Here is a 20824-nt window from a genome sequence, read left to right as displayed (position 1 = left end):
CCGCTCAGTCCGCCTCGATGCGCATCATGTTGGTGAATCGGCCGACGAAGACCGGCGGGTAGGGCCCCACCCCCGCGCCGGACATCCATTCGGCCGCGGCGTCGGGATGCTCGATCCATCGCCGCGCGCTCTCCTCGTCGGGCAACTCCGACATGATCAGCACCTCGTGCTCATCGTCGAACGCCTGGAAGATCCAGGTCTTGCGGATGCCGGCCGCGACGAATCTGTCGGTGGCCGAGGCGACTTCGGCGGTCAGGGCCGACACGTCGTGGACCGAGGCGATGGTGGCGACGACCACGCCCGGCGCCTCCGGGGTCGCGGTGGGTGCCGGGACGAATCGGTCGACGATCTCGCCGGCGAAGACGGCGGGTATGTCGTCCACGCCGGCCGCGTCGAACCAGTCGAAGAAGACCCGCGACCGCAGCAGCTCCACGATCGGCTCGCGGCTGTGGACGCCGATCATCACCAGCACGCGGCCGTAGTCGTGCGTCGAGGTGTAGACCAGAACGTGGTGGGCGCCGATGTCGGCCAGGGCCGCCTTCCTGCGTTCGAGCAGCGGCCATACCCGGCCGGGATCCGGAACGCGGTAGTCCGACGCGATCACCATCGAATGAATGTCGCCGTCACTCAACGGAGTTGATCCTTCATCACTTTCCCGGTGGCATTGAGCGGCAGCGCGTCGAGAAACTGGATGGATCTCGGCGCCTTGAAACCAGCCATCCGCTCCCGGCACCATATCAGCAGGTCATCCTCGGCCACCGGTGTTTTCGCCACCACGAAGGCCTTGCCCACCTGGCCGAGGCGGTCATCGGGGACACCGATGACGGCGGCCTGTGCCACCGCCGGATGCTCGAGCAGGTAGCCCTCGATCTCCGCCGGGTAGGCGTTGAACCCGCCGACGATGAACATGTCCTTCTTGCGTCCGTCGATGCACAACCGGCCCGCGGCATCGAGCCGGCCCAGATCGCCGGTGTGCAGCCAACCGTCGGCATCGATCGCCGCGGCGGTGCCCTCCGGATCGTCGAGGTACCCCTGCATGACGCCGTACCCGCGGACCAGCACCTCGCCGTCCCCGGCGATGCGCACCTCGACCCCCTCGCAGGGCAGGCCCGCGGTGGTCGCCACGTCCTCGAACGAATCGCCGGGCCGAGACAGGGTGACGTTGCCCGCCTCGGTCAGCCCGTATCCGGTCATCAGCGTCTGGAAGGGCAGTTCGCCGTGGATGCGGCGGACCAGTTCGACGGGGATGTCGGCGGCGCCGGTCACGCCCGCCCGCAACGTCGCAAGCTTGGCTTTGTCGGCGACCGTCAGCAGCGAGTGATACAGCGTCGGCGGCCCGGGGAGCATCGTGACGCGTTCGCGTGCAATGAGATTCACCACCATCTCGACGTCGAACACCGCGACCGGCAGCATCGTCGCGCCGCGAAGGAACGACGTGACGAGCCCCGCCTTCAACCCGAAGGTATGAAAGTACGGGTTGATCTGCAGGTAGCGGTCCCCCTCGCGCAGATCCGCGAGCGTCGCCCACTCCTCGTACATCCGCAGCGTCTGGCGATGGTTCATCATCGCGCCCTTGGGGCGACCGGTAGTGCCCGAGGTGAAGATGACGTCGGCGATGTCGGTGCCGCTCACCGCGCACTCGAACGGTGAGCCGCCGGACAGGAAGTCCGACTTCACATCGATGACCGGCACACCGGCGGGGGCGGTGTAGTCCTGTCCCAGGAAACCCTTCTGGGCCAAGACCGCCTTCGCCTTGCTGCGGACGATGATGTCGGCCGCTTCGTCGGTCTTGAACCGCGTATTGACCGGAACCAGCACGCCGCCCGCGGTGAGCACCCCGAACGCCGCGATGATCCACTCCGCCGAGTTGGGCGCCCAGATCGCGATCCGGTCACCCTTGTCCACGCCGATGCCGGCGAATGCGCCTGCGGCGCAGCGGATCCGCTCGACCACTTCGGTGAAGGTGAGGCGCAGCGGACCGTCCACGACCGCTTCCGCGTCGCCGAAGCGGTCCGCCGCGCTCAAGACCATCTCGGGGATGGTCTGCCACTCGTTATTGGCCGACGTCACACCGTGACGAGTCGGCCCAGGTTGCCGCCCATGATCTTCGCCTGATCGTCGACCGACAGGTGCGACAGCGCGTTGACGTAGAAGGTCGGCTCGGCCAAGCCTTCCGGGTGCGGCCAGTCCGAGCCGTACAGCACCCGATCCACACCGACCAGGTTGACCAGATCGTCGATGCCGTCCTCGAAGAACGGGCTGACGTGGATGCGGCTCTTGACCATCTCGACGGGGTCACTCGGGAAGGCCTCCGGCGCCTTCCGGAAGACCTCGGCCAGGCCGTCCAGCAACGGGGTCATCCACTTCGAACCGGCCTCGACGATCGCGACCTTCAGCTTCGGGTGGCGGTAGAGCGCGCCGTGGATCACCCACGAACCCACCGCGTCCTGGATCGGCCGCCACTCGTTGAGGATCCCCATCGCATTGGTTTGGAACGGCAGCATCTCCTGCTCGGCGCCGTCCCACTCGGAGGTGTACCGGGAGTAGCCGCTGTCGGACGAGTGCATGCCGACCAGCAGGTCGTACTCGACGACCCGCTCCCAGAACGGGTCGAACTCCGGCAGCGCGAACGACCGCGGGCCGCGAAAGCCGGGGACCGGCGCCGGGCGGATCAGGATGCAGCGCGCACCACGCTTGACCGCCCATTCCAGTTCCTCGATCGCCTTCTCGACGATCGGTAGCGTGATGACCGGGGTGGTGAAGATGCGGTTCTGGTAGTTGAAGCCCCAGACCTCGTCGAGCCATTCATTCAGCGCATGGATCAGGACGTGGATGGCGACCGGGTCGTCGCGCAGCCGCTCCTCGAGCAGGCTGGCCAGCGTCGGGAACATCAGCGTGCGGTCCAGACCCAGCTCGTTCATCTTCTCCAGGCGCGGCCCGGGCTCGAAGAACGCCGGGATCGCGCGCATCGGCTCGCCGAACAGCTCCCGCTTGCTCTTGCCCTCCGGGTTGCCGTACTTGAAGTACTCCTCCCAAGCACCCGGCCGGGCGACGACCTCGAAGGTCGGGTTGGGAATGTAGTTGCTGATGTGGCCCCGGATCGCGATCTTGGTACGCCCATTGATCTGCACGTACTGGACGAAGTCCTTGTACTGCTTGGGCAGGAACTTGGTGAGCGCCTCCGGCGGCTCGTAAAGGTGATTGTCCGCGTCAAAGATCGGAAACGGGACGTCCTCCCGATGCGACAACTGGCCCATGAAATCCTCCTTCGCAAATTATGAGAATACTATTCTCTCGTGGCGCCGCACCGCAACGGGGCCCCGGCAGTCCGGGGGAACCGGTCAGCAGGTGGCGACGATTTTGAAGGTGGCGGTGTCGGGTTGGTTGGGCTTGTCGGCTTTGTAACCGTGCGCGGAGCCGGTGATGGTGAACCGGTCGCCGCTCAACCTCGTGTCCGCGTCGCCCTCACCGCCCCGCGAATACATGCCGGTGAAGCCGTTCACGTTCCGGATGTGCACCGACTCGGCGCTGACGGCGTCCCCTTGCTCGTCGACGACGATTCTGGCTCCGGCGAAATCACCGCCGATGTCGATCGTCCGGGTCCATTGCAGTTGGCCGCACTTGACGACGTTGAACTTCGTCTCGCTTCCGTTGACGGTTACCGACGCGGTGCTGGACAGCCGGGACGGCGGCCGCGGACTGCATGCCCCGGTCATGGTGACGGCGAGCGCCGCCATGACCGCGGCCCCGATTCGATCCCGCAAGGGGTGCCCCTGTCTTCGCTGACGGATAGCGCTTCGGCCTGCAACGACGATGTTATTCTCTGCACTTCAGACAAATGCCGATATCGTCTGTTCTCGTCCAAGGAGCGATGACGCATGGTGGACCTCGAGATCGACGACGGGCTGGCGGTGCTGACCATCGATCGGCCTCACGCGCGCAACGCCATCGCCCTGGACACCATGCAGCAGCTGGAAAAGGCACTCGATGCGGCGGCGGGTGCCAAGACCCTGGTGATCAAGGGCGCGGGTGATCGGGCTTTCGTGTCCGGCGGCGACCTCAAGGAGCTGCGTGCGCTGCGCACCGAAGAGGATGCCGCGGCGATGGCCAAACGGATGCGGGCGATCTGCGATCAGCTCGCCGGCTTCCCCGCTCCGGTGATCGCCGCGCTCAACGGTCACGCCTTCGGTGGCGGCGCCGAGGTCGCCGTCGCGGCCGACATCCGGGTGGCGGCCGACGACGTCAAGATCGCGTTCAATCAGGTCGAGCTGGAGATCATGCCGGCCTGGGGCGGCGCCGAGCGGTTGGCCGAGCTGGTCGGAAAGAGCCGTGCGCTGTTGCTGGCCGGCACCGGAACCGCCCTCACCGCGGACGAGGCCGAGCGCATCGGCTTGGTGGACCGGGTGTTGCCACGCGCCTCGTTCGACCAGGGCTGGCAATCCATCGCGAGGTCGCTGGCTCGCCACCCGGCGACCGAGATCAAGCGCGTAATCAACGGAGCTTCGGCGGACGAAGCGATAGCATCCTTTGCGCGGCTGTGGGTTGCCGACGCGCACTGGCGAGCCGCGGAACGGGTGATGAACCGCACCATGAGTGCGCGACGGGCCTCCGGAGGAGCGAAATGAGGGCCAGACTGGCGGGCGCGGCGACGTTGTCGGTGCTGCTGGTGGGTGCGACGGCGTCATTCGTGAGCGCCGGCCATGCCCGGGCCGACGACCCGGTCATGCATCACGTCAAATACACCGTGACGGCGAAGAATCCGATCTACACCGACATCTACTACCTGGACCACCAGCCGGAGAAATTCTCCGATTACAGCCACAACCCTTACTCGTTCACGCCGCACGTCGATGTCGACGTCGGCCCCGGCACGCCGTGGAGCTTCGACCTGGACATGTCGAACCCCGACGATTACGCGATGGTCGTGGCGAGCACGGGTACGGAGCCCGGCACGCCGGGGCTTCACTGCGATCTGGCGGTCGACGGCGCCGTGGTCGTATCCAAGGACGGCCCCAAGGGCGTGCTCTGTTCGCTGCGCAACTGGTGAACAACCCAGGTCTGCGGCACACCATCGATCGGCTGCGGCTCGCCTTCCAGGCGCCGCAAGTGATGTTCGACTAATTGCACGGTTTCGGCGTGGCCGCTGGACATGCCGATCGCCCGCTCGAGGACCAGGAATCTCGACAAGCTGGACATGAGCACGGTAACCACCACCGGCGGCATCTCTTCTCTGGCCACTCCGTACCGCTGCAAGGCGGCCGTCACCGCTTGTCTTTCCTCTTCGCGCAAACGTTCGGCGTAGTAAGCGATTTCGGCCCGCAACTCCTTGCGGTGGTTGGCCAGCGCCATGAATTCCATCGAAATCCGCGTGAACGCGGGATCGGTGCCGAATCGCCACAGCGCCCACAGCGGCTGCGGCGACTTCATCAACTGCGCATGCACCGCGAGCGCTTCCTCACCGCGGCGGCGGAACACCTCGAGGAACAGCTCCTCCATGGTGCGGAAGTAATAGTGCACCAGTTGGGGCTTCAACCCCGCCTTGTTCGCGAGGCGGCGCGACGTGACTGCGGCATAGCCCTCGTCGAGCATCAGCTGCTCGGCCGCGTCGAGCAGCAGACCGCGATTCTTCGCGTCCGGCGCCCCGATCCTGCGGACCGATGTCATCCCGCTACTCCGTCCCTGCCGCTCGCGTGCCGACCACGGAAATCGTATCGCGGCAAGGCGTTGCGACCTTGACCACGACATTACCGCCGTGCTAAGCAGGTGCTCAGCAGATTCTCGAAACGGGGGCGGTTCCGCATGCCGACGAACCCCACCGGTAAACCCAGCCCAGGGAGACGCACAGCCAATGAGTGACTACGACTCGATCGACTTCTTCACCGATCCGTCCCTGGTTCCCGATCCGCACCCCTACTTCGACTACCTGCGCAGCCAGAACCCGGTGCTGCGCCTGCCCCACCACGGGGTCGTCGCCGTCACCGGATACGACGAAGCCTGCGAGGTCTACAAGGACCCCGAGACGTTCTCCAACATCGTCGCGCTCGGCGGTCCGTTCCCCCCGCTGCCGTTTGCGCCCGAGGGCGACGACATCAGCGCGCTGATCGACCGGCACCGCAGCTATTTCCCGATGAACGAGCACATGGTCACCATGGATCCGCCGGACCACACCAAGGCCCGGTCGGTGCTGAGCAAGCTGCTGACCCCGAGCCGGCTCAAGCAGAACGAGGAGTTCATGTGGCGCCTCGCCGACCGTCAGCTCGACGAGTTTCTGCACAACGGCGAGTGCGAGTTCATCGCCGAGTACTCAAAGCCGTTCGCCACGTTGGTGATCGCCGACCTACTGGGCGTGCCGGAATCCGACCACAAGGAGTTCCGCAAGGTGTTGGGCGCCGACCGTCCCGAGGCGCGGGTGGGCGCGCTGGACCACGAGTCCGTCGGTATCAACCCGCTGGAGTGGCTCGACGAGAAGTTCTGCAACTACATCGAGGACCGGCGACGCGAGCCGCGTAACGACGTCTTGACCTCGCTGGCGTCGGCGAAGTACCCCGACGGCTCGACACCGCCGGTCATCGAGGTGGTCCGCTCGGCCACGTTCCTCTTCGCCGCCGGCCAGGAGACCACGGCGAAGCTGCTCAGCGCCGCGCTGCAGGCGCTCGGGGACCGACCCGACATCCAGCAGGAGCTGCGGGAGGACCGCAGCCTCATTCCCGGCTTCATCGAGGAATCGCTGCGGATGGAGAGTCCCGTCAAGAGCGATTCGCGGCTGGCCGTCAAGAAGACGACCATCGGCGGGGTCGAGATCCCGGCCGGCACCGTGGTGATGGTCCTTCCGGGTGCGGCCAACCGCGACCCGCGCCGGTTCGAGAACCCGCACGAGTTCGACCTGCACCGGCGAAACGTGCGCGAGCACATGGCCTTCGCCCGAGGCGTCCACTCGTGCCCCGGCGGACCGCTCGCCCGGGTCGAGGGCCGCGTCTCGATCGAGCGCCTGTTGGACCGGATGGCGCACATCGAGATCGACGAAGCCCACCACGGGCCCAGCGCCGACCGGCGCTACACCTACGAGCCGACGTACATCCTGCGCGGGTTGAGCGAACTGCACCTGACGTTCACCACCGCGGACGCGGTGGCGCCGGTCGCCTGAATTAGATCGCCGTGCCGACGAAGTAGCAGCCCAGCAGGGCGGCGGCCATCACGATCACCCACGCGTCGGTCAACCTGCACAGCGCTACGGGGGCGTTGCGGACCTCCATGAACTCGCGAAAGATGATGCGCACCTTGATGAGTGCGATCACGACGACGCTCAACGTGACGATCGCGCTGGATTTCGGCGACACACCGGCGGAATGGTCTATCCACAGGTAGGCCAGCGTCAGCGACGCCAGGATCAGCCATACCACCGGCAACCGTTTGTTGAACTTCATCCCGATCACCTCACCACGTACAGCAACGCGAAGATGAGCACCCAGAGGAAATCAACGGTGTGCCAATAGGTCGCACAGGTCTCGACAATCTCCTGCTCCCGTCGCGACGCACCGCGCAGCTGGTAGACGACCACACCCAGGGCGACGAAGCCGATCAGCAGGTGCACGAAATGGATGCCGGTGAGAAAGAAGTAGTAGGTGAAGAAGTCGTTGCTGTCCAACCCGTTTCCCATGCGGACCAACCGGACCCATTCGAACACCTTGAAGAACAGGAACACCGCGGCGAATGCGGCCGTGACGACCACGTCTCGCAGCGCGGCCCGGTAGGCGCCGGCGCGGGCGGACTGGACGCAGCGCGCCACCGACCACGAGCTCAACAGCAGGACGAGGGTGTTGCAAACCCCGATGCGCAGGTCGAGCTGCGCCTGGGAACGCAGGAAGAGTTCGGGACTTTGGGCGCGGTAGAACAGGTAGAAGCCGAAATAGGCGGTGAATATCAAGGTTTCGAACAGCACGAAGGCCCACATGTCGGGCTGCCCGGGCACAGACCTGGCGGGTGCGTCGTCGTCGGCCAGGTCGGTCATCACGCGGCCGCCCGGGTGCGGGCCAAGCTGGACAGCGGGCCGGTGCCGAGGTCGTCGCGCCGAATCATCCGAAACAGCATGACGATGAACGTGACTTGATAGATGCCGAACACGACCATGTCCAGCCACCAGGCGATCTGGCCATTCCAGGCCAGCACGCCGCGCCGGAAGATCCAGCACGGTGCCACCACGACCTCGGTGAGCGCGTTGCACAGGTTGAGATAGCCGAACCACTTGGGGAATACCCGGTTCTTGTCGAGCAGGATCGCGACCATCCAGATCAGCGAGCCGATCAGGAACACGCCCATGGTTCCGTCGAACGACAAGAAGGCGAAGTCGTAGAGCCAGCCGACGGCTTCGGGGTCGCGCCCGGGCCGCAGCGTCCCGACCATCAGCGCGATGTTGAGCAGCAGCATGCCGGGAACGGCGCTGAGCGAGTAGATGATCAGATACGAATACGCGAACGCCGGGCTGACCGACATGCGCCGCATCGAGTACGCGATCAGGGCGTTGTTGATCGCGATCATGCCGCTGATGGCGAAGATGACGCCAAAGCCAACCGGTATCCCGAGGTGGCGCTCGTGGAACCAGTGCACCTGCGTCGCGAGGTCCCAGGTGGGCTGCGGCGGCGGCTGGACTCGTGCCACGATGAAGAACACCGGGAAGAAGACGTTGTAGAAGACGACGAGTATCCCCCAGGCCAGCCAGAGCTCGCGCTTGGGACCGCGGCGCAAGTGCCAGCCGATTCGCTGATGCAGGGGTCCCGACGGGACGCTGGCCGGCGACGGCGTGATCACCGCGCTCATGCCTCGACCAGTTCCGTTCTCCGTCCTCGGCTTTCGGCCCGCTCGCGATAGATGGTCCGGCCCAGCACCACGCCCATCACGACGATCCAGGCGGCGATGGCGATGTTCTTCACCCAGAAGGACAACAAGCCGTCCCAGGCCAGCGGTCCCGTCAAGGCGACGCCGACGAACGCCGCGGGCACCAGCGCGGCCGCTACGAGAAGGTTGAAGTGCGCGACCCAGCGGTTGAATACCGGGCGCGGTTGGTCGTCGAAATAGATTGCCAGGGAGAGAATCACGCTTTGCCCGATCAGGAACGGAACCAGGATCGTGAAGGTGATCCAGGCGAGGTCGTTGAGCAACTGGGTCAACTCGGGGCTGCGTTCGGGGCGGAAGGCGGCCAGCAGCCAGCACACGTTCGCGACGAGAAATAGTGTCGGGCCGCCGGCCGCGCACCCGAGCATCGCGTAGGAGAAGATCGGTGTCCGGTGCGCCATCCTGCGGATCTGCAAGACGATCAGGGCCAGGATCGGCACCAGGCAGACGCCGAACCAGTTGAACAGGATCATGCTGTACCGGATCTCCGGAAGGTGCGCCGGGTCGCGATAGAACGCCGCGACCTGTTCCGCGGGCATCGTCGGTGACATCGGCGGGTTGAAGCCCGGAAACAGGAGGAACCCGGCGATCCAGAGGACCAGTGCCGCGGGCAACGTCCACAACAGGATCAGCTCGCCGTCGGTGCGCCGCGACGGGGTTTGCGCAGCTGGGCGATCGTCTGCACCGCTTCCGTCGACGGACATCGGTACCCCTTCCCCGCATTCCCCGTACGAATCGCCACCCGCACCCGGCTAGTGAGCGAAGCTAGCCGATCGGCTAGCCCCGGTCAAGAGCATCGTCTAGTCTCGGTGGGTGGGAACAGCACGGCAACAGGTCGCCGGTGGCCAATTCCGGCTGATCGAGCACAGCGCGGCCCGGACCCGGGTGCTCGATGCCGCGTTGGAACTGTTCGCCGCACACGGTGTCAGCGGCACGTCGCTGCAGATGATCGCCGATGCCGTCGGCATAACGAAAGCCGCTGTCTACCATCAATTTCGGACGAAAGAGCAGATCGTCATCGCGGTTACCGAGCGCGAGCTCGGCCGGCTGGAGCCGGCCCTCGAGGAGGCCGAGGCATACGACGACGGGCCCCAGGCGCGAGATGCCTTATTGGTGCGGGTGGTCGAGATGGCCGTTCGCGACCGCCGGTTGGTCCGCACACTGCAATTCGACCCCGTCGTCGTCCGATTGCTGGCCGAGCACAAGCCGTTTCAGGTTTTCATGGACCGTCTGTACCGGGTGCTGCTGAGCGATGCGGGCCTGGACGGGCGGATCGAGGCGGCCATGTTCTCCGGCGCGCTCAGCACGGCGGTCATGCACCCGCTGGTTGCCGACATCGACGACGAGACATTGCTCGACCGGGTTACCGATTTGAGCCGGCGCCTGCTCGGTCTGCCTCGCGAAGGCCACGAGTGATGGCTAGGTATCGGCGCGGACCCAGGTCATGACGCCGTCGTGGGCGAAACAGATGAGGAAAAGGCCGTCGGGCGCCTGCGCGACGTAGTTCTGGTAATTCTGGCAGCTGGCGCCTTCCTCCTTGACGCCCGCCATCGGCGGTGACCGGAACCACCGCGGCTGGTATCTTCTGGGGGAGCCGCAGAACATCAGCCGTCCGGGCTCCGATGCGAACGAAACGTATCCGTCGGCGACACCGAAGGCGTAGTAGGTGGTGTTCTCGCACGGCGCGCCCAGGACCTGATGCGGCATGATGCCCGGGGTGCAGGCGGGGTAGTCGCAAACGGTCGGCCCGGCAAGCGACGGCGGCGCGGCCAGCACGCCGGCGCCGACCAACGCGGCAGCCATTGCCACGAGGAATCGCACCCGATTACTTTGCCACACCCGAAAAGAAAATTCTCCTCGTTGGAGAAGATCACCCGAACCAGAAGCGATCGGCGTCGCGCCGCCCCGGCGCCACCCCGCCCGGCCCCCTTGGCGAGTGCGCATTTCCGCATGTCGGGGGCGCAAGGTCGGTGGCCGATGACGCCGTTGGGGCCGGTCCGAAGTGATAAGCTCCTTCTCCGTGCGCGACCCGGAACGGCCTGGCGCCGACCAGTGTGACGGCCCGGCGGACGTGGCCGATGCCGACGAATCACGGCCGCGCCCAGGGGCGGGCACCGGCGACATGGCGCCAGTGTCGGACGTGGACACCGAAGAGGATGTTGCCGAGGCCGAAGCGCGCGCCGAGGCGGCTCGGGCACGCCTTGCCAGGCTGCGCGCGGACGCCGACGACGACGCCTCCCACGCTGCCGAGCAGCGCCCCGCACGCTCGATCCGGGCACGACTGCGGTTGCCGGGGCGGCCACGGTGGCTCCGGCGCCCGGCGCGGAAAACGGTTGCCGCCGGCGTCGGCGTCGTGCTCGCCTCCGGTTCGCTGGCAGCGAGCGGTTACATGGTGTGGCAGCACCGTTCCACCGTGCACAAACAACAGCTCGCGGCGGAGTTCACCGCCGCAGCCCGGCAACGGGTCACGGCGCTGATGTCGATCGATGCCAACCATGCCAGGGACGACTACCAGCGCATCATCGACGGGTCCACGGGTGACTTCAAGGCCCAGATGTCTGCGATGTCGGCCATCATGGCCAAGCAGACCGAGGAATCGAAGGTCAGCAGCAAGGCCACCGTCGAAGCCGTTGCGGTCGAGTCGATGAGCGACAATTCGGCGGTCGTGCTTGTCGCGGCGAAATCCGATGTCACCAATGCGGACAACACGCATCGACCACCCGTCGTGTGGCGGATCAGCGTTGTCCTCGCACGGGACGGTGGTCAGCTCAAAATGTCGAAAGTCGATTTCCTGCAATGAGTCTCGAGCACGAATCGCCGCTGGACGGCGCGGACACGGCGCCGTCCGAGGAGGCGGGGTCGGCACCCGCTTCGCCGGGGCAGGGCAGAGCCAAGCGCCGGATCGGCCGGTGTGTGGCCAGCTGGCGTTCGATGCTGGCGACGGTGTTGGTCGTTGCCGCGGTGGGCGTCGCCGCCGTGCTGTACGTCGTTCTGTACCGACCGGATCAGCAGGTTTCCGAAGCGGTGGCGCACCGGGCGGTCCAGGCGGCGTCAGAGGGTTCCGTCGCGGTGCTGTCGTACTCTCCCGACAACCTGGACCGCGATTTTTCCCGGGCGAAGTCTTATCTCACCGGTAATTTCCTCGCCTACTACACCAAATTCACCGAACAGATCGCCGTGCTGGCACAGCAGAAGCACGTCACGGAGACAGCCCAGGTTATTCGGGCCGCCGTTTCGGAGTTGCACCCGGATTCAGCCGTCGTGCTGGTATTCATCAACCAGACCGCGACAAGCAGGGAGAAGCCAGAACCGCAGACAACCGCGAACAGCGCCCGGGTGACGGTGGTGAAAGTCAGGGGTTCCTGGCTGATCTCGAGATTGGATCCGCTGTCGTGACCGCTTGCGGTTTTTGGTTCAATCGGCATTTTGTCGGAGCCGACGCGGTGTTAATCTCATTGCACGAAAAGCCGCAAGCCGCATAACAATGTCGGTTGATTAATGCGGGCGGAGGAGCACCTGATGCGTTCGATTCGACCACTCACCGCCGTTACGCTGGTCGCCGCCACCGTATTCGGCGGTTTGAGCACGGCATCCATGGCGCGGGCAACGACCAAGGAAGAAGTGGCCGTCAACGGAACGTTCCGCGCCACGTCGATCGGCGATTGGGCCCAGCGGAACGATCAGTACTACGGCGAGCCGACCGTCGTCCAGACCTGGACGATCAGCTCGACGTGCGTCACGTTTCAGGAATGCCACGGCACGGTGACCAGCGACCGGGGATGGAGCGCTCCCCTGTATATGAATGACGGGGAGATGTGGAAGGTCAAACGCGAAGTGCGGGACTGGGAGCGGTGCGAGGACGGCACCGCGTTCACCGGGCAGCAGACCTATTACTTCTACCCGGTGAACGAATACGGCGGATATCAGCTCGGGTCGTCGACCTACGCCGGAAAAGACAAGACGGTCGGCCCTTCCGGTGCCTGCGGGCAAAACCAGTGGCTTGATATCGCGATGCCGTTACGCCTGGACAAAATCGGCTGACCGGGCGCTCCCACTCACTTACCTATCTCGCTTTAAGGCGGTCGCCGCGCGGCGGCTTCAGGTCGGAAGCATGTCCTGCCACGTCTTGGGCGCCTTCGGGGCAACGAGATCCGACTGCTGGTACAACTTGCCGTCCGGACCGACATAGCGACCCGTACGCGGGTCGTACCGGGCGATGGTGACGGACGGCGCTGGCTTACCGGCCCCGCCGCGCAATGCGCTCGGCGCCGCCTGCGGGCCGCCGCCCCCGGCCGCGTCGGGGGGCGCGGCATCGGCCGGAATGGGCGCCGCGGGCGCGGCCGGTGGAGCGGGAAGCTCCCCGGCTGCCGGGACGTCCAGTGGCGCTATGGGCGGGAGGTCGGCCGACATTCTCGACATCGGCGCCAGCGGAGGCGGTCCCGACGACGGCACGGGCGGTACGGCCGCTCCCACCGTGCCCGGTGGCGGATTCTCTCCCCGAGGCCCCGCCGGCGAGCCGCGCGGCACCGCCCCCGGCGGCAGCGGGGTTCCCTCGACCGGGCCGAAGATCCTGTCGTTGACGGTCACCCGGTCGTCGGGCGGGACGCCCTGGGCGAGCAGGTTGGGGTCAAGTGGGTAGGGACCAAGAACGTGCTGCTTCATCGCCAAAGGCATGTACGGCTTGTCGCTGTTGCAGATTTCGACGGTGGGCGCGCGCTTGCCCGGGTGCCCCATGCAGGGATAGTTGCGGGCACCGCGAACCGCAAGCGGTGAATCCTGCGGGAGCTTGCAATACAACCCGTCCGGCGTGTCGATGTCGGTGAGGTCGTCCGGGGATCGCCAGGTGTTGGGTGGCATGAAGCCGACCGTGCAGATCGGCGGATCATCGATCGTGAGCGCGAAGTCGCCCCGGGCCGTTCCCTCGGGATGGTTTGGCGCCGCGGCGGCCTGCTCGATGGCGACCGCCGACGGCAGCAACACCAGCAGCTGCTCCAGCGAGGGGTGGTAGGTGACGCCGATCTGACCGATGGTGGTCAGGTTGGCCAGCAACACCGGCAGCGTCGGTTTGACTTGTTCGAGAAGCCGGGACGCTTCGTTCGCGGCCTCGGGGCCGTTTTGCAGGATGGTGCGGAAGTGGGAATCGTTGTTCACCAGCACATCCGAGATGCCGGCGAAACTACGCGCCCACGTCCTGATCGAATCGGTGGTGCGTGCTTGGGTGTCCAGCAGCGGTCCGGTGTCTTCGGTGAGGGCCCGGGTGCGGTCGACGACGCTGTTGGCGTCGCGGGACAACGCCTGTGAGGAATCGATCAGCGACCCGAGGTCGTAACCGGAACCGTTGAAGCCCTGGAAGGACTCGTCGAGCAACTGGCCGAGTTTGGTCTTCGGGATGCTCTGGACCAGGGCGTTGAGCTGGTCGAGCATCGGTCCGACCGGCTGCGGAATCGTCGTGTCGCGCGCGGGAATTACCGAACCGTCGTGCAGGTAGGGCGGCGCATCGGTCTTGGGCCGCAAGTCCACGTACTGTTCACCCACCGCGGAGACGCTGAGCACCTCCGCCCTCAGGTCCGCGGGGACCTTCGGTGAAGTGCTCAGCGACAGAGTCGCTTTCGCACCGGTCGGCGTCAGACCCACCGAGGTGACCTTACCGAGCTGAACCCCACGGTAGGTCACGTTGGAGAACCGGTACAGCCCGCCGGTCGCCGGCAGCTCCAGCGTCACCGTCATCCGGCCGATGCCCAGCAGGGTCGGCGCCTGGATGTAGTAGAGGACCATCGCGATCACGCCGATGGTCCCGGCGACCGCGAAAACCGCGAGTTGGATCCGGACGAAGCGCGTCAGCATCTACCCGCCACCTTCCGTCGGTGCCGTTGCGGGCGGCGGGGTTTGACCAACGTCCGCGTCGGACTGCGGGGCCGCGGTCGGCGGCGGTCCCGGCAGCGGGGCCGCACCCGGCCCGGGGCCGGGCAGCGGAGGAAGGCTCGCCGGGTCGACCCACGGTGGCCGCACGGGGTCATGCATCGGATCGTGGGTGTACTGCAGGTAATACGGGTCCCCGGGCGCAGGTACCAACGGCTGGTCCAGCTGCCCCCAGTGGGTCCCCAGCATCAGACCTTGTTTGAGCCGTGGAATCGACAGGTCCAAATCGACGTGCAGGTTGAAGTAGTCGCCCCGGACCGCTCGGTCGACGAAGTTCTGGGTGAACGGGAACACGAACGCAGCCGCGATAGCCGTGCCGAGTTCGGGTCCGACGTCGGCGAGCGCGCGGATGGTCGGCTCCAAGTTCTTGAGGTTCTTGACCAAGTCGGCCTGGGAGTCGTTGACCAACCGGGTGGCGGTGTTGCTGAAGACGCGCAGTTTGTCCAGCGCGGCCGTCAACCGCGGCCGCTCCTTGATCAGCACATCGAGCGCGGGCGGAATCTTCTGCAGCGCCTGGGTGAGAACGTCGCGCTGCTCGGCGAACGTGCCGGCAAGCCGGTTCAGCGCCTCGATGGAGTCGACGAGGTTGTCGCGCTGGTCGTCCAGCGTTCCCACGAACGTGTCGAGGCGGGTGATCAGATCGCGCACGGCGCCCTCGCGCCCCGACAGCGCGGCGGAGAAATTGTGGATGATCTCCCCGATCTGTCCGAGCCCGCCGCCATTGACGACCGCCCCCAACGATGACAGCGTCTGCTCGGTCGACGGATAGGCCGACGATCGGCTGAGCGGGATGGTGGCGCCCGGCTGCAGCCGGCCGCTGCCCTGCTGGCCGAGCGGAGTATTGAGCTCCACGTGCATCGACCCCAGCAGGCTGGTCTGACCGACGGTGGCCACCACGTTGGCCGGCACGACGACATCGCGCTTCACCGAGATCTCGACGTCGGCGTGCCAGCCTTTCACCCTCATCGTGCCGACACTGCCGACGACGACATCGTCGATCATCACCGGCGAATTCGACTCCATCGTGCCGACATTCGGCATCTCGACGTGGTAGATGTTGGCCCCCGGCCCACGTCCGACCGCGCCGGGCAGCGGTAGTGAATTCAGGCCGTGAAAGGCACATCCCGTTGCCGTCACCACCACGCAACAGCCCATGACGAACACCCGACGCGCCGCTACCCCTGCGATCATTGTTGTGGTCCATCGGTCGGCAGCAGCATGTCCGACGTGCTCTGCGCTGGGGGCGGCGGGGGCGGCATCGGTGTCGACGGCGGGGGCGGCAGGGGCATCGCCGCGCCCGGTATCCGTTCGGGCGGCACCGCCCCCGGCGGTCCAACCGGATCGCCGGGCAGGCCGGTGTAGGCCGACACCGCGGGCGGGATCTCGGGCGGTCCGGGTTTCGGGCCCTCGCCGCCGGGCGCCAGGCGTGGTTCGGTGTAGAGGATGTTGGACGGATCCACCGATTTCGCCAGGAAGATGTTGATGGGGATCGGCAGGTTGTTGAAGTTCAGGACCCGCAATCCCGGGCCGAGGAACAGGGAGCACAGCTTGCCCGATTCCACGGCGGTGACGTTCTCGATGGCGCCGAGTGCGGTGCAGCCCGGCACGGGCAGGGGAACCATCAGACCCGAGAACGTGGGGTTCGCGAAGTTCATGATCCCGAACCCGCCGATGATGGTTCCGGTGTCGGCGTTGTAGTCGTTGAAGAAGTTACCGAGCGCGTTGGGCGCCGCGTGCAGGATGTTCTCCAGGTCCATGTGTTGATCGACCAGTACCTGTGTGACGTCGGCCAACCGGGCGATCTGCTCGCTGGTCTGGTCACGCGTCCCGGCGATGAAGCGCTGCACCTCGCCGACCGCCGTCGACAGATCGGTCAGCGCCGCGTCAAGTTCGGATTTGCTGTCGTTGACCACGCTGGTGAGCGTGGCCAGGCGGTCGTTGAACTGCACGATCTGGACGTTGCTGTCGCGCAGCGCGCCGACGAAGGTCTGCAGGTTCTTGATGATGTCGACGATGTTGCCGCTGCCGTTGGCGAGGATGCGGCCCACCCCCGACAGTTGGCCGAGTGTTTGGCGCAGCTTGTCGCCGTTGCCGTCGAGCGCATTGGCGGCGCTGTCGATGAACCGGCCCACCGACGTCCCCGAGACCCCGCTCTTGGGCCCCAAATCCGTTGCCAGCCGCATCAACTGGGCCTTGACCTCGTCCCACTCGACCGGGACCGCGGTCCGTTCGACAGGGATCACCGCCCCGTCGGGCATGACCGGTCCACTGTCTCGATAAGCCGGCGAGAGCTGAACGTAGCGGGCAGACACCAGGTTCGAGGCGACGATCACCGCCTTCGCGTCCGCCGGAATCGGCACGTCGCGGTCGACCTTCAGGGTCATCTTGGCCTGGGTGCCCTGCGGCTGAATGGATTTGATGTTGCCGACCTTGACACCCGCGACGCGCACCTCGTCGTTGGGGTAGATCGCGGTGGCGGTGGTGAAGTAGGCGGTGATCGTCTTCGGGCCGAAGACCGCATTGCGGACGAGCACGGCGGCGCCGGCCACGATGAGCCCGACCAGGACAACCGCCGCCGCGGCCATCACCCTGTTACGGGGAATCCGGGAGGTCATTGTGATCCTCCGACCCTGCCGCCCAACGTGCAGCCAGGGCACACCGGAATACCGTTGTACGGCCAGGGAGTCAGCGCCCGGGGCAACGGTGACGGGTGGCCCGGACCCTTCGAGGTGTCGAAGGTGCGGAATCCCCAGAGGTAGTCGATGATGGGCTGGAAGAGTTGCGGGGCAAGGAAGTTCGGGACGAACGCCGAGTAGGCGTACATGCTGGAGATGCCCTCGCCGACCGTGATCTGGAATTTCTTCAGGCCCGGCAGCGCCTTGCTGATGTTGTCGCGGTTCTTCTGCAGCATGGCGGTCACCGAATTCAGCCGCTGAAGCGTCGGTGCCAGTTTGCTTTCGTTGTCGTGCACCAGTGCCGTCAGCTGTTTGGCCACCGCCGACGTGTTGGCCAGCAGGTCCACGATCTCCTGTCGGCGGGCCACCAGCACTTGGAGCAGAGAGTCGGAGTTGAGAATGAGTTTGTTGACCTGCTGGCTGCGTTCGGAGAGCACGCCGGTGACGTCGCCGGCGCTCTTGAACAGCTCGCCCAGGTTCTTGTTGCGGCTGTTGAGGCTGCGCGACAACCGGGTGAGCGCGTCGAAGGCCGGCCCCATTTGCGGCGCGATCTGGTCCAGCGTCGCCGACAACGTGTCCAACGACTGGTTCAGCGCCGTGGTGTTCGTTCCGGCGGTGTCGGTTGTCAGGTCGCTGACCGCTTCCGTCAGCGAGTACGGCGAAGACGTGCGCGAGACCGGAATGAGCGCCATCGGGTGCAACGTGCCGCTGCCGGCGGACTCCACCGTCAGCATCCGCTCGCCCAACAGCGTGCCGGTGCGAATGTGCGCGGAAGTCTCCGACCCGAGCAGGACGTTGCCCTTCATCGCGAACGTCACCAGAGCATCGCCGTGATGCAACTTCACATCCGACACCGTGCCGACCTTCACGCCCGACACGATGACCGGGTTGCCCGCCGCAAGGCCGCCGGCTTCGGTGAACAGCGCCTGGTACCTGACCATCGTCGCCCATGCGATGAACCGGTCGGGCGACAGGCCGACGAGGATGACCATCACCGCCAGGACGACGCCGATGAGTCCCGCCTTGACGAGCCCAACTCCGCGATACTTGAGCATCAGGGTTCCGTACACCTTCCAGCGTCTGACCTGAATATCGGGGCTTTCACTGTCCTGCCCTGAAGATCGGTGCCGCGCAGTTCCAACTGGCAGAGGTAGTACGGGATGGTGGCGCCGTCCGCGCCGAGTCGGACCAGCTTCCGGTAGTTCTTTGGCGCCTTCCCGATTGCGGCGTCGAGGCGGTCCTTGTCGTTATCGAGGATCGGCGCCAGCCGATTCAACTGGTCTATGGTGCCGGACAGCGGCGGCCGCGCGCTGCTCAGCAGATCCGCCAGCGAGGCGGTTCCCCTGTCCAGGGCGTCGATGGCGGAGCCGATGGTGTTGCGGTCGTCCGACAGCCCGCTGACGAGCCGCTCGAGGCGGTCGATCGCACCGGAGAACTTGGTGCCGTCCTTGGAGATCGTGCCGATCACGATGTTGAGGTTGTCGATCAGCTGCTGCACCGTTTGATCGTGGTCGGCCAAGGTGTTTGAGAACGACGTCGTCTTGGCGAACAGCGACTCCAGCGTCCCGCCCTGCCCCTGGAAGACCTGCAACAACCCGGATGTCAGCGCGTTGACGTCACGCGCATTCAGGCCCTGCGTAACCGGTTTCAGCCCGCCGAGCAGCAGATCGAGGTCGAGCGCCGGCGCTGTGCGGCTGACCGGAATCTGACCCCCGGCCGGCAGATGCTTGGTCGAGCCAGGACCGTCGACGAGTTCGAGGTAGCGGTCGCCCACCAAGTTCAGGTAACGGACCGCCGCCCTGGTGCCCTCGGTGAGGACGACGCTGCGGTCGGCGTCGAACTTCACCACGACCTTCTTGTCCGGCTGCAGTGAAACGCTGTTGACGGTGCCCACCCGGATGCCGGCGACCCGCACCGACTGACCCGGCTTGAGACGCGAGACGTCGGCGAACACCGCCGAATACCCGTTGGTCGCACCCGTCCGGTACTGGCCGAAGATGAAGAACAGGAAGGCGGTCAGGATCGCCATCACGACCGCGAAGATCGTGAACTTGATCAGCGTGGCGCGCGTTCTCATCCGGGCATCCCCACCTGGGCGGAGTTGCGCGGCGGCCCGGCGATCGGCCCGTACAACAGTTGCTTGAGGAGATCGGAGTTGATCAGCAGCTGTGGGTTTCCGTACCCCACCGGGTCGGCGCCGATGTCGGTGATGAGTTGCTTCGGTTTGGTGTTGAACGGCAGGTTCGGCAGGCCCATGCACTGCGGGCCGCCCGTCGCCGCGACCTTGGGCAGGTTGGTCGGATACCGGTAGCGTTCCCCGCCCCACACGATGCTCGACGAGATGTTGATGCTGGGTTCCGACAACGGCGGACCGTGCGCGATGTTGATCAGGCCACCGAATCCGCAGGTGAAAACCTCGTGGTATTCATTGGTCAGATCGGTGGTCGGCACCAGGAGATGCAGCGCATCCGTCAGCCGTTGGCGGTTCGTCGACAACACGTCGTTGCCGATGTCGGCCAGGCCGATCGCGCTGATCAACAACGCATCCAGGTTGTGTTGCTCGTCGACGAGCGTCTTGCTGATGCGGGCCGCATTGGACGCGGTCTTCACCAGGTTCGGCGCCGCGTCGGCGTAGGCGTTGGACACCACCGGTAAGACCGAGAGGTCATGCCGGAAAGCGGGAAGGCTGGGCTCGAGCTTGGCCAGGAACGAATCCAGGTCGCTCAGCGACTGGCCAAGCTGTGGGCCCCGGCCACTGAACGCTTGCGCGAGCGCACCCAATGACTCGTTGAGCTTCGGCGGGTCGATGTGCGCCAGGACCGACACCAATTCCTGGAACACCGTGTTGATTTCGACCATGACGTGCTGGCCCTGCAGCGTCTGACCGCCGTGCAGCCGCTGGGCCGAGGGTTGGGCGGGTTCGACCAGCTGGACGGACTTCGCGCCGAACACCGTCGATGACGCGATGTCGACGAGCACGTTGCTGGGAATGAAGCGCAATTGCGACGGGTCCATCGCCAGGTGGATGGCCGCTTGCCCGTTGGGCAGCGATTCGATCGAGGCGACCTTGCCCACCTGCACGCCGCGCATCTTGACCTTGGCGTCCGGGTTCATGACAAGGCCGGCGCGTTGCGAGATCACGGTCACCGGAACGGTTTCGGTGAACGAGCCCTGAAACAGGCCCACCGCCAACGCGAAGATCAAGCCGATGACGACGACGGTGAGCAACCCGACCAGGGGCGGCAGATAGTTCCGTCCGGCCGGCGGATGCGCATGGCCGGCGCGCGGCGGTCGCCCGGCGATCGCGCGACCCGCTGGGACACTCTGCGTCACTGCCGTTC

General features: G+C 65.9%; 23 protein-coding genes. 7 read left to right on the top strand and 16 right to left on the bottom strand.

Annotated elements, in window-relative coordinates; translation table 11 throughout:
- Positions 1-4: 4 nt before the first annotated feature.
- From U8D42_RS01255 to U8D42_RS01240, 4 genes are all read right to left on the bottom strand, one after another.
- A complete protein-coding gene (locus U8D42_RS01255) occupies positions 5-631 on the bottom strand; it encodes a fatty-acid--CoA ligase (protein WP_322860945.1) in 627 nt (208 codons plus the stop codon).
- Positions 628-2031 carry a FadD3 family acyl-CoA ligase gene (locus U8D42_RS01250; protein ID WP_322861018.1) on the bottom strand — a complete coding sequence of 468 codons (1404 nt, stop codon included), beginning with the start codon at positions 2029-2031 and terminating at the stop codon, positions 628-630. Before U8D42_RS01250 ends, U8D42_RS01255 begins: the two co-directional genes overlap by 4 nt.
- Positions 2032-2066: 35 nt before the next feature.
- Positions 2067-3257 carry an amidohydrolase family protein gene (locus tag U8D42_RS01245; RefSeq protein WP_322860946.1) on the bottom strand — a complete coding sequence of 397 codons (1191 nt, stop codon included), beginning with the start codon at positions 3255-3257 and terminating at the stop codon, positions 2067-2069.
- An 84-nt stretch (positions 3258-3341) separates the two neighbouring features.
- Positions 3342-3764, bottom strand: a complete 423-nt coding sequence (locus tag U8D42_RS01240; protein ID WP_322860947.1) for a lipoprotein LpqH — start codon at positions 3762-3764, stop codon at positions 3342-3344.
- A 114-nt stretch (positions 3765-3878) separates the two neighbouring features.
- Here U8D42_RS01240 and U8D42_RS01235 point away from each other — a divergent pair, with 114 nt between their 5' ends.
- Positions 3879-4625: an enoyl-CoA hydratase/isomerase family protein gene (locus U8D42_RS01235; protein ID WP_085242361.1), complete on the top strand. Its 747-nt coding sequence runs from the start codon at positions 3879-3881 to the stop codon at positions 4623-4625.
- On the top strand, positions 4622-5047 hold the full coding sequence (locus U8D42_RS01230) for a hypothetical protein (RefSeq protein ID WP_431523816.1): 426 nt from the start codon (positions 4622-4624) through the stop codon (positions 5045-5047). The genes U8D42_RS01235 and U8D42_RS01230 overlap by 4 nt, the downstream gene beginning before the upstream one ends.
- On the opposite strand, the gene U8D42_RS01225 is transcribed toward U8D42_RS01230, so the two are convergent.
- Positions 4963-5664, bottom strand: a complete 702-nt coding sequence (locus U8D42_RS01225) for a TetR/AcrR family transcriptional regulator (protein ID WP_085242362.1) — start codon at positions 5662-5664, stop codon at positions 4963-4965. The two genes, U8D42_RS01230 and U8D42_RS01225, sit on opposite strands and share 85 nt — an antisense overlap.
- A 184-nt stretch (positions 5665-5848) precedes the next feature.
- Between U8D42_RS01225 and U8D42_RS01220 the strand changes: the two genes are divergently transcribed.
- A complete protein-coding gene (locus U8D42_RS01220; RefSeq protein WP_085242363.1) occupies positions 5849-7144 on the top strand; it encodes a cytochrome P450 in 1296 nt (431 codons plus the stop codon).
- A gap of 1 nt (position 7145) precedes the next feature.
- Here U8D42_RS01220 and U8D42_RS01215 read toward each other — a convergent pair whose 3' ends face one another.
- From U8D42_RS01215 to U8D42_RS01200, 4 genes are read right to left on the bottom strand one after another with little or no spacing between them, the layout of a single operon-like run.
- Positions 7146-7430 carry a cytochrome C oxidase subunit IV family protein gene (locus U8D42_RS01215; RefSeq protein ID WP_322861020.1) on the bottom strand — a complete coding sequence of 95 codons (285 nt, stop codon included), beginning with the start codon at positions 7428-7430 and terminating at the stop codon, positions 7146-7148.
- A complete protein-coding gene (locus tag U8D42_RS01210; protein ID WP_322860948.1) occupies positions 7430-8008 on the bottom strand; it encodes a cytochrome c oxidase subunit 3 family protein in 579 nt (192 codons plus the stop codon). Before U8D42_RS01210 ends, U8D42_RS01215 begins: the two co-directional genes overlap by 1 nt.
- Positions 8008-8814 (bottom strand): hypothetical protein, encoded by an 807-nt coding sequence (locus U8D42_RS01205; protein WP_322860949.1) that lies wholly within the window; start codon positions 8812-8814, stop codon positions 8008-8010. The genes U8D42_RS01210 and U8D42_RS01205 overlap by 1 nt, the downstream gene beginning before the upstream one ends.
- Positions 8811-9593: a hypothetical protein gene (locus tag U8D42_RS01200; RefSeq protein ID WP_322860950.1), complete on the bottom strand. Its 783-nt coding sequence runs from the start codon at positions 9591-9593 to the stop codon at positions 8811-8813. The genes U8D42_RS01205 and U8D42_RS01200 overlap by 4 nt, the downstream gene beginning before the upstream one ends.
- A gap of 109 nt (positions 9594-9702) precedes the next feature.
- Between U8D42_RS01200 and U8D42_RS01195 the strand changes: the two genes are divergently transcribed.
- Positions 9703-10305 carry a TetR/AcrR family transcriptional regulator gene (locus U8D42_RS01195; protein ID WP_085242367.1) on the top strand — a complete coding sequence of 201 codons (603 nt, stop codon included), beginning with the start codon at positions 9703-9705 and terminating at the stop codon, positions 10303-10305.
- Positions 10306-10308: 3 nt separating this feature from the next.
- On the opposite strand, the gene U8D42_RS01190 is transcribed toward U8D42_RS01195, so the two are convergent.
- Complete coding sequence (locus tag U8D42_RS01190; protein WP_208859369.1) at positions 10309-10692, bottom strand: hypothetical protein; 384 nt, start codon at positions 10690-10692, stop codon at positions 10309-10311.
- Positions 10693-11011: 319 nt separating this feature from the next.
- Here U8D42_RS01190 and U8D42_RS01185 point away from each other — a divergent pair, with 319 nt between their 5' ends.
- From U8D42_RS01185 to U8D42_RS01175, 3 genes are all read left to right on the top strand, one after another.
- Positions 11012-11689 carry a hypothetical protein gene (locus tag U8D42_RS01185; RefSeq protein ID WP_322861021.1) on the top strand — a complete coding sequence of 226 codons (678 nt, stop codon included), beginning with the start codon at positions 11012-11014 and terminating at the stop codon, positions 11687-11689.
- Complete coding sequence (locus U8D42_RS01180) at positions 11686-12285, top strand: hypothetical protein (protein ID WP_322860951.1); 600 nt, start codon at positions 11686-11688, stop codon at positions 12283-12285. The genes U8D42_RS01185 and U8D42_RS01180 overlap by 4 nt, the downstream gene beginning before the upstream one ends.
- A gap of 123 nt (positions 12286-12408) precedes the next feature.
- Positions 12409-12930, top strand: a complete 522-nt coding sequence (locus tag U8D42_RS01175; RefSeq protein ID WP_322860952.1) for a hypothetical protein — start codon at positions 12409-12411, stop codon at positions 12928-12930.
- A 57-nt stretch (positions 12931-12987) separates the two neighbouring features.
- Here U8D42_RS01175 and U8D42_RS01170 read toward each other — a convergent pair whose 3' ends face one another.
- Genes U8D42_RS01170 through U8D42_RS01145 form a run of 6 tightly spaced genes read right to left on the bottom strand, consistent with a single transcriptional unit; the run spans position 12988 to position 20816 of the window.
- Complete coding sequence (locus U8D42_RS01170; RefSeq protein ID WP_322860953.1) at positions 12988-14733, bottom strand: MlaD family protein; 1746 nt, start codon at positions 14731-14733, stop codon at positions 12988-12990.
- The gene (locus U8D42_RS01165) at positions 14734-15999 is read right to left on the bottom strand and encodes an MCE family protein (protein WP_322860954.1); all 1266 of its coding nucleotides are present in this window, start codon (positions 15997-15999) and stop codon (positions 14734-14736) included.
- Positions 15996-17423, bottom strand: coding sequence for an MCE family protein (locus U8D42_RS01160; protein ID WP_322860955.1), 1428 nt, complete (start codon positions 17421-17423; stop codon positions 15996-15998). Before U8D42_RS01160 ends, U8D42_RS01165 begins: the two co-directional genes overlap by 4 nt.
- Complete coding sequence (locus U8D42_RS01155) at positions 17420-18538, bottom strand: MCE family protein (RefSeq protein WP_322860956.1); 1119 nt, start codon at positions 18536-18538, stop codon at positions 17420-17422. The genes U8D42_RS01160 and U8D42_RS01155 overlap by 4 nt, the downstream gene beginning before the upstream one ends.
- Positions 18538-19560, bottom strand: a complete 1023-nt coding sequence (locus U8D42_RS01150; RefSeq protein WP_322860957.1) for an MCE family protein — start codon at positions 19558-19560, stop codon at positions 18538-18540. Before U8D42_RS01150 ends, U8D42_RS01155 begins: the two co-directional genes overlap by 1 nt.
- A complete protein-coding gene (locus tag U8D42_RS01145; RefSeq protein WP_322860958.1) occupies positions 19557-20816 on the bottom strand; it encodes an MCE family protein in 1260 nt (419 codons plus the stop codon). Before U8D42_RS01145 ends, U8D42_RS01150 begins: the two co-directional genes overlap by 4 nt.
- Positions 20817-20824: the final 8 nt, after the last annotated feature.

This window comes from Mycobacterium europaeum (assembly GCF_034555895.2).
In the GTDB taxonomy this organism is placed as follows: Bacteria; Actinomycetota; Actinomycetes; order Mycobacteriales; family Mycobacteriaceae; genus Mycobacterium; species Mycobacterium europaeum.
This window is presented reverse-complemented; position numbering and strand designations above follow the sequence as displayed.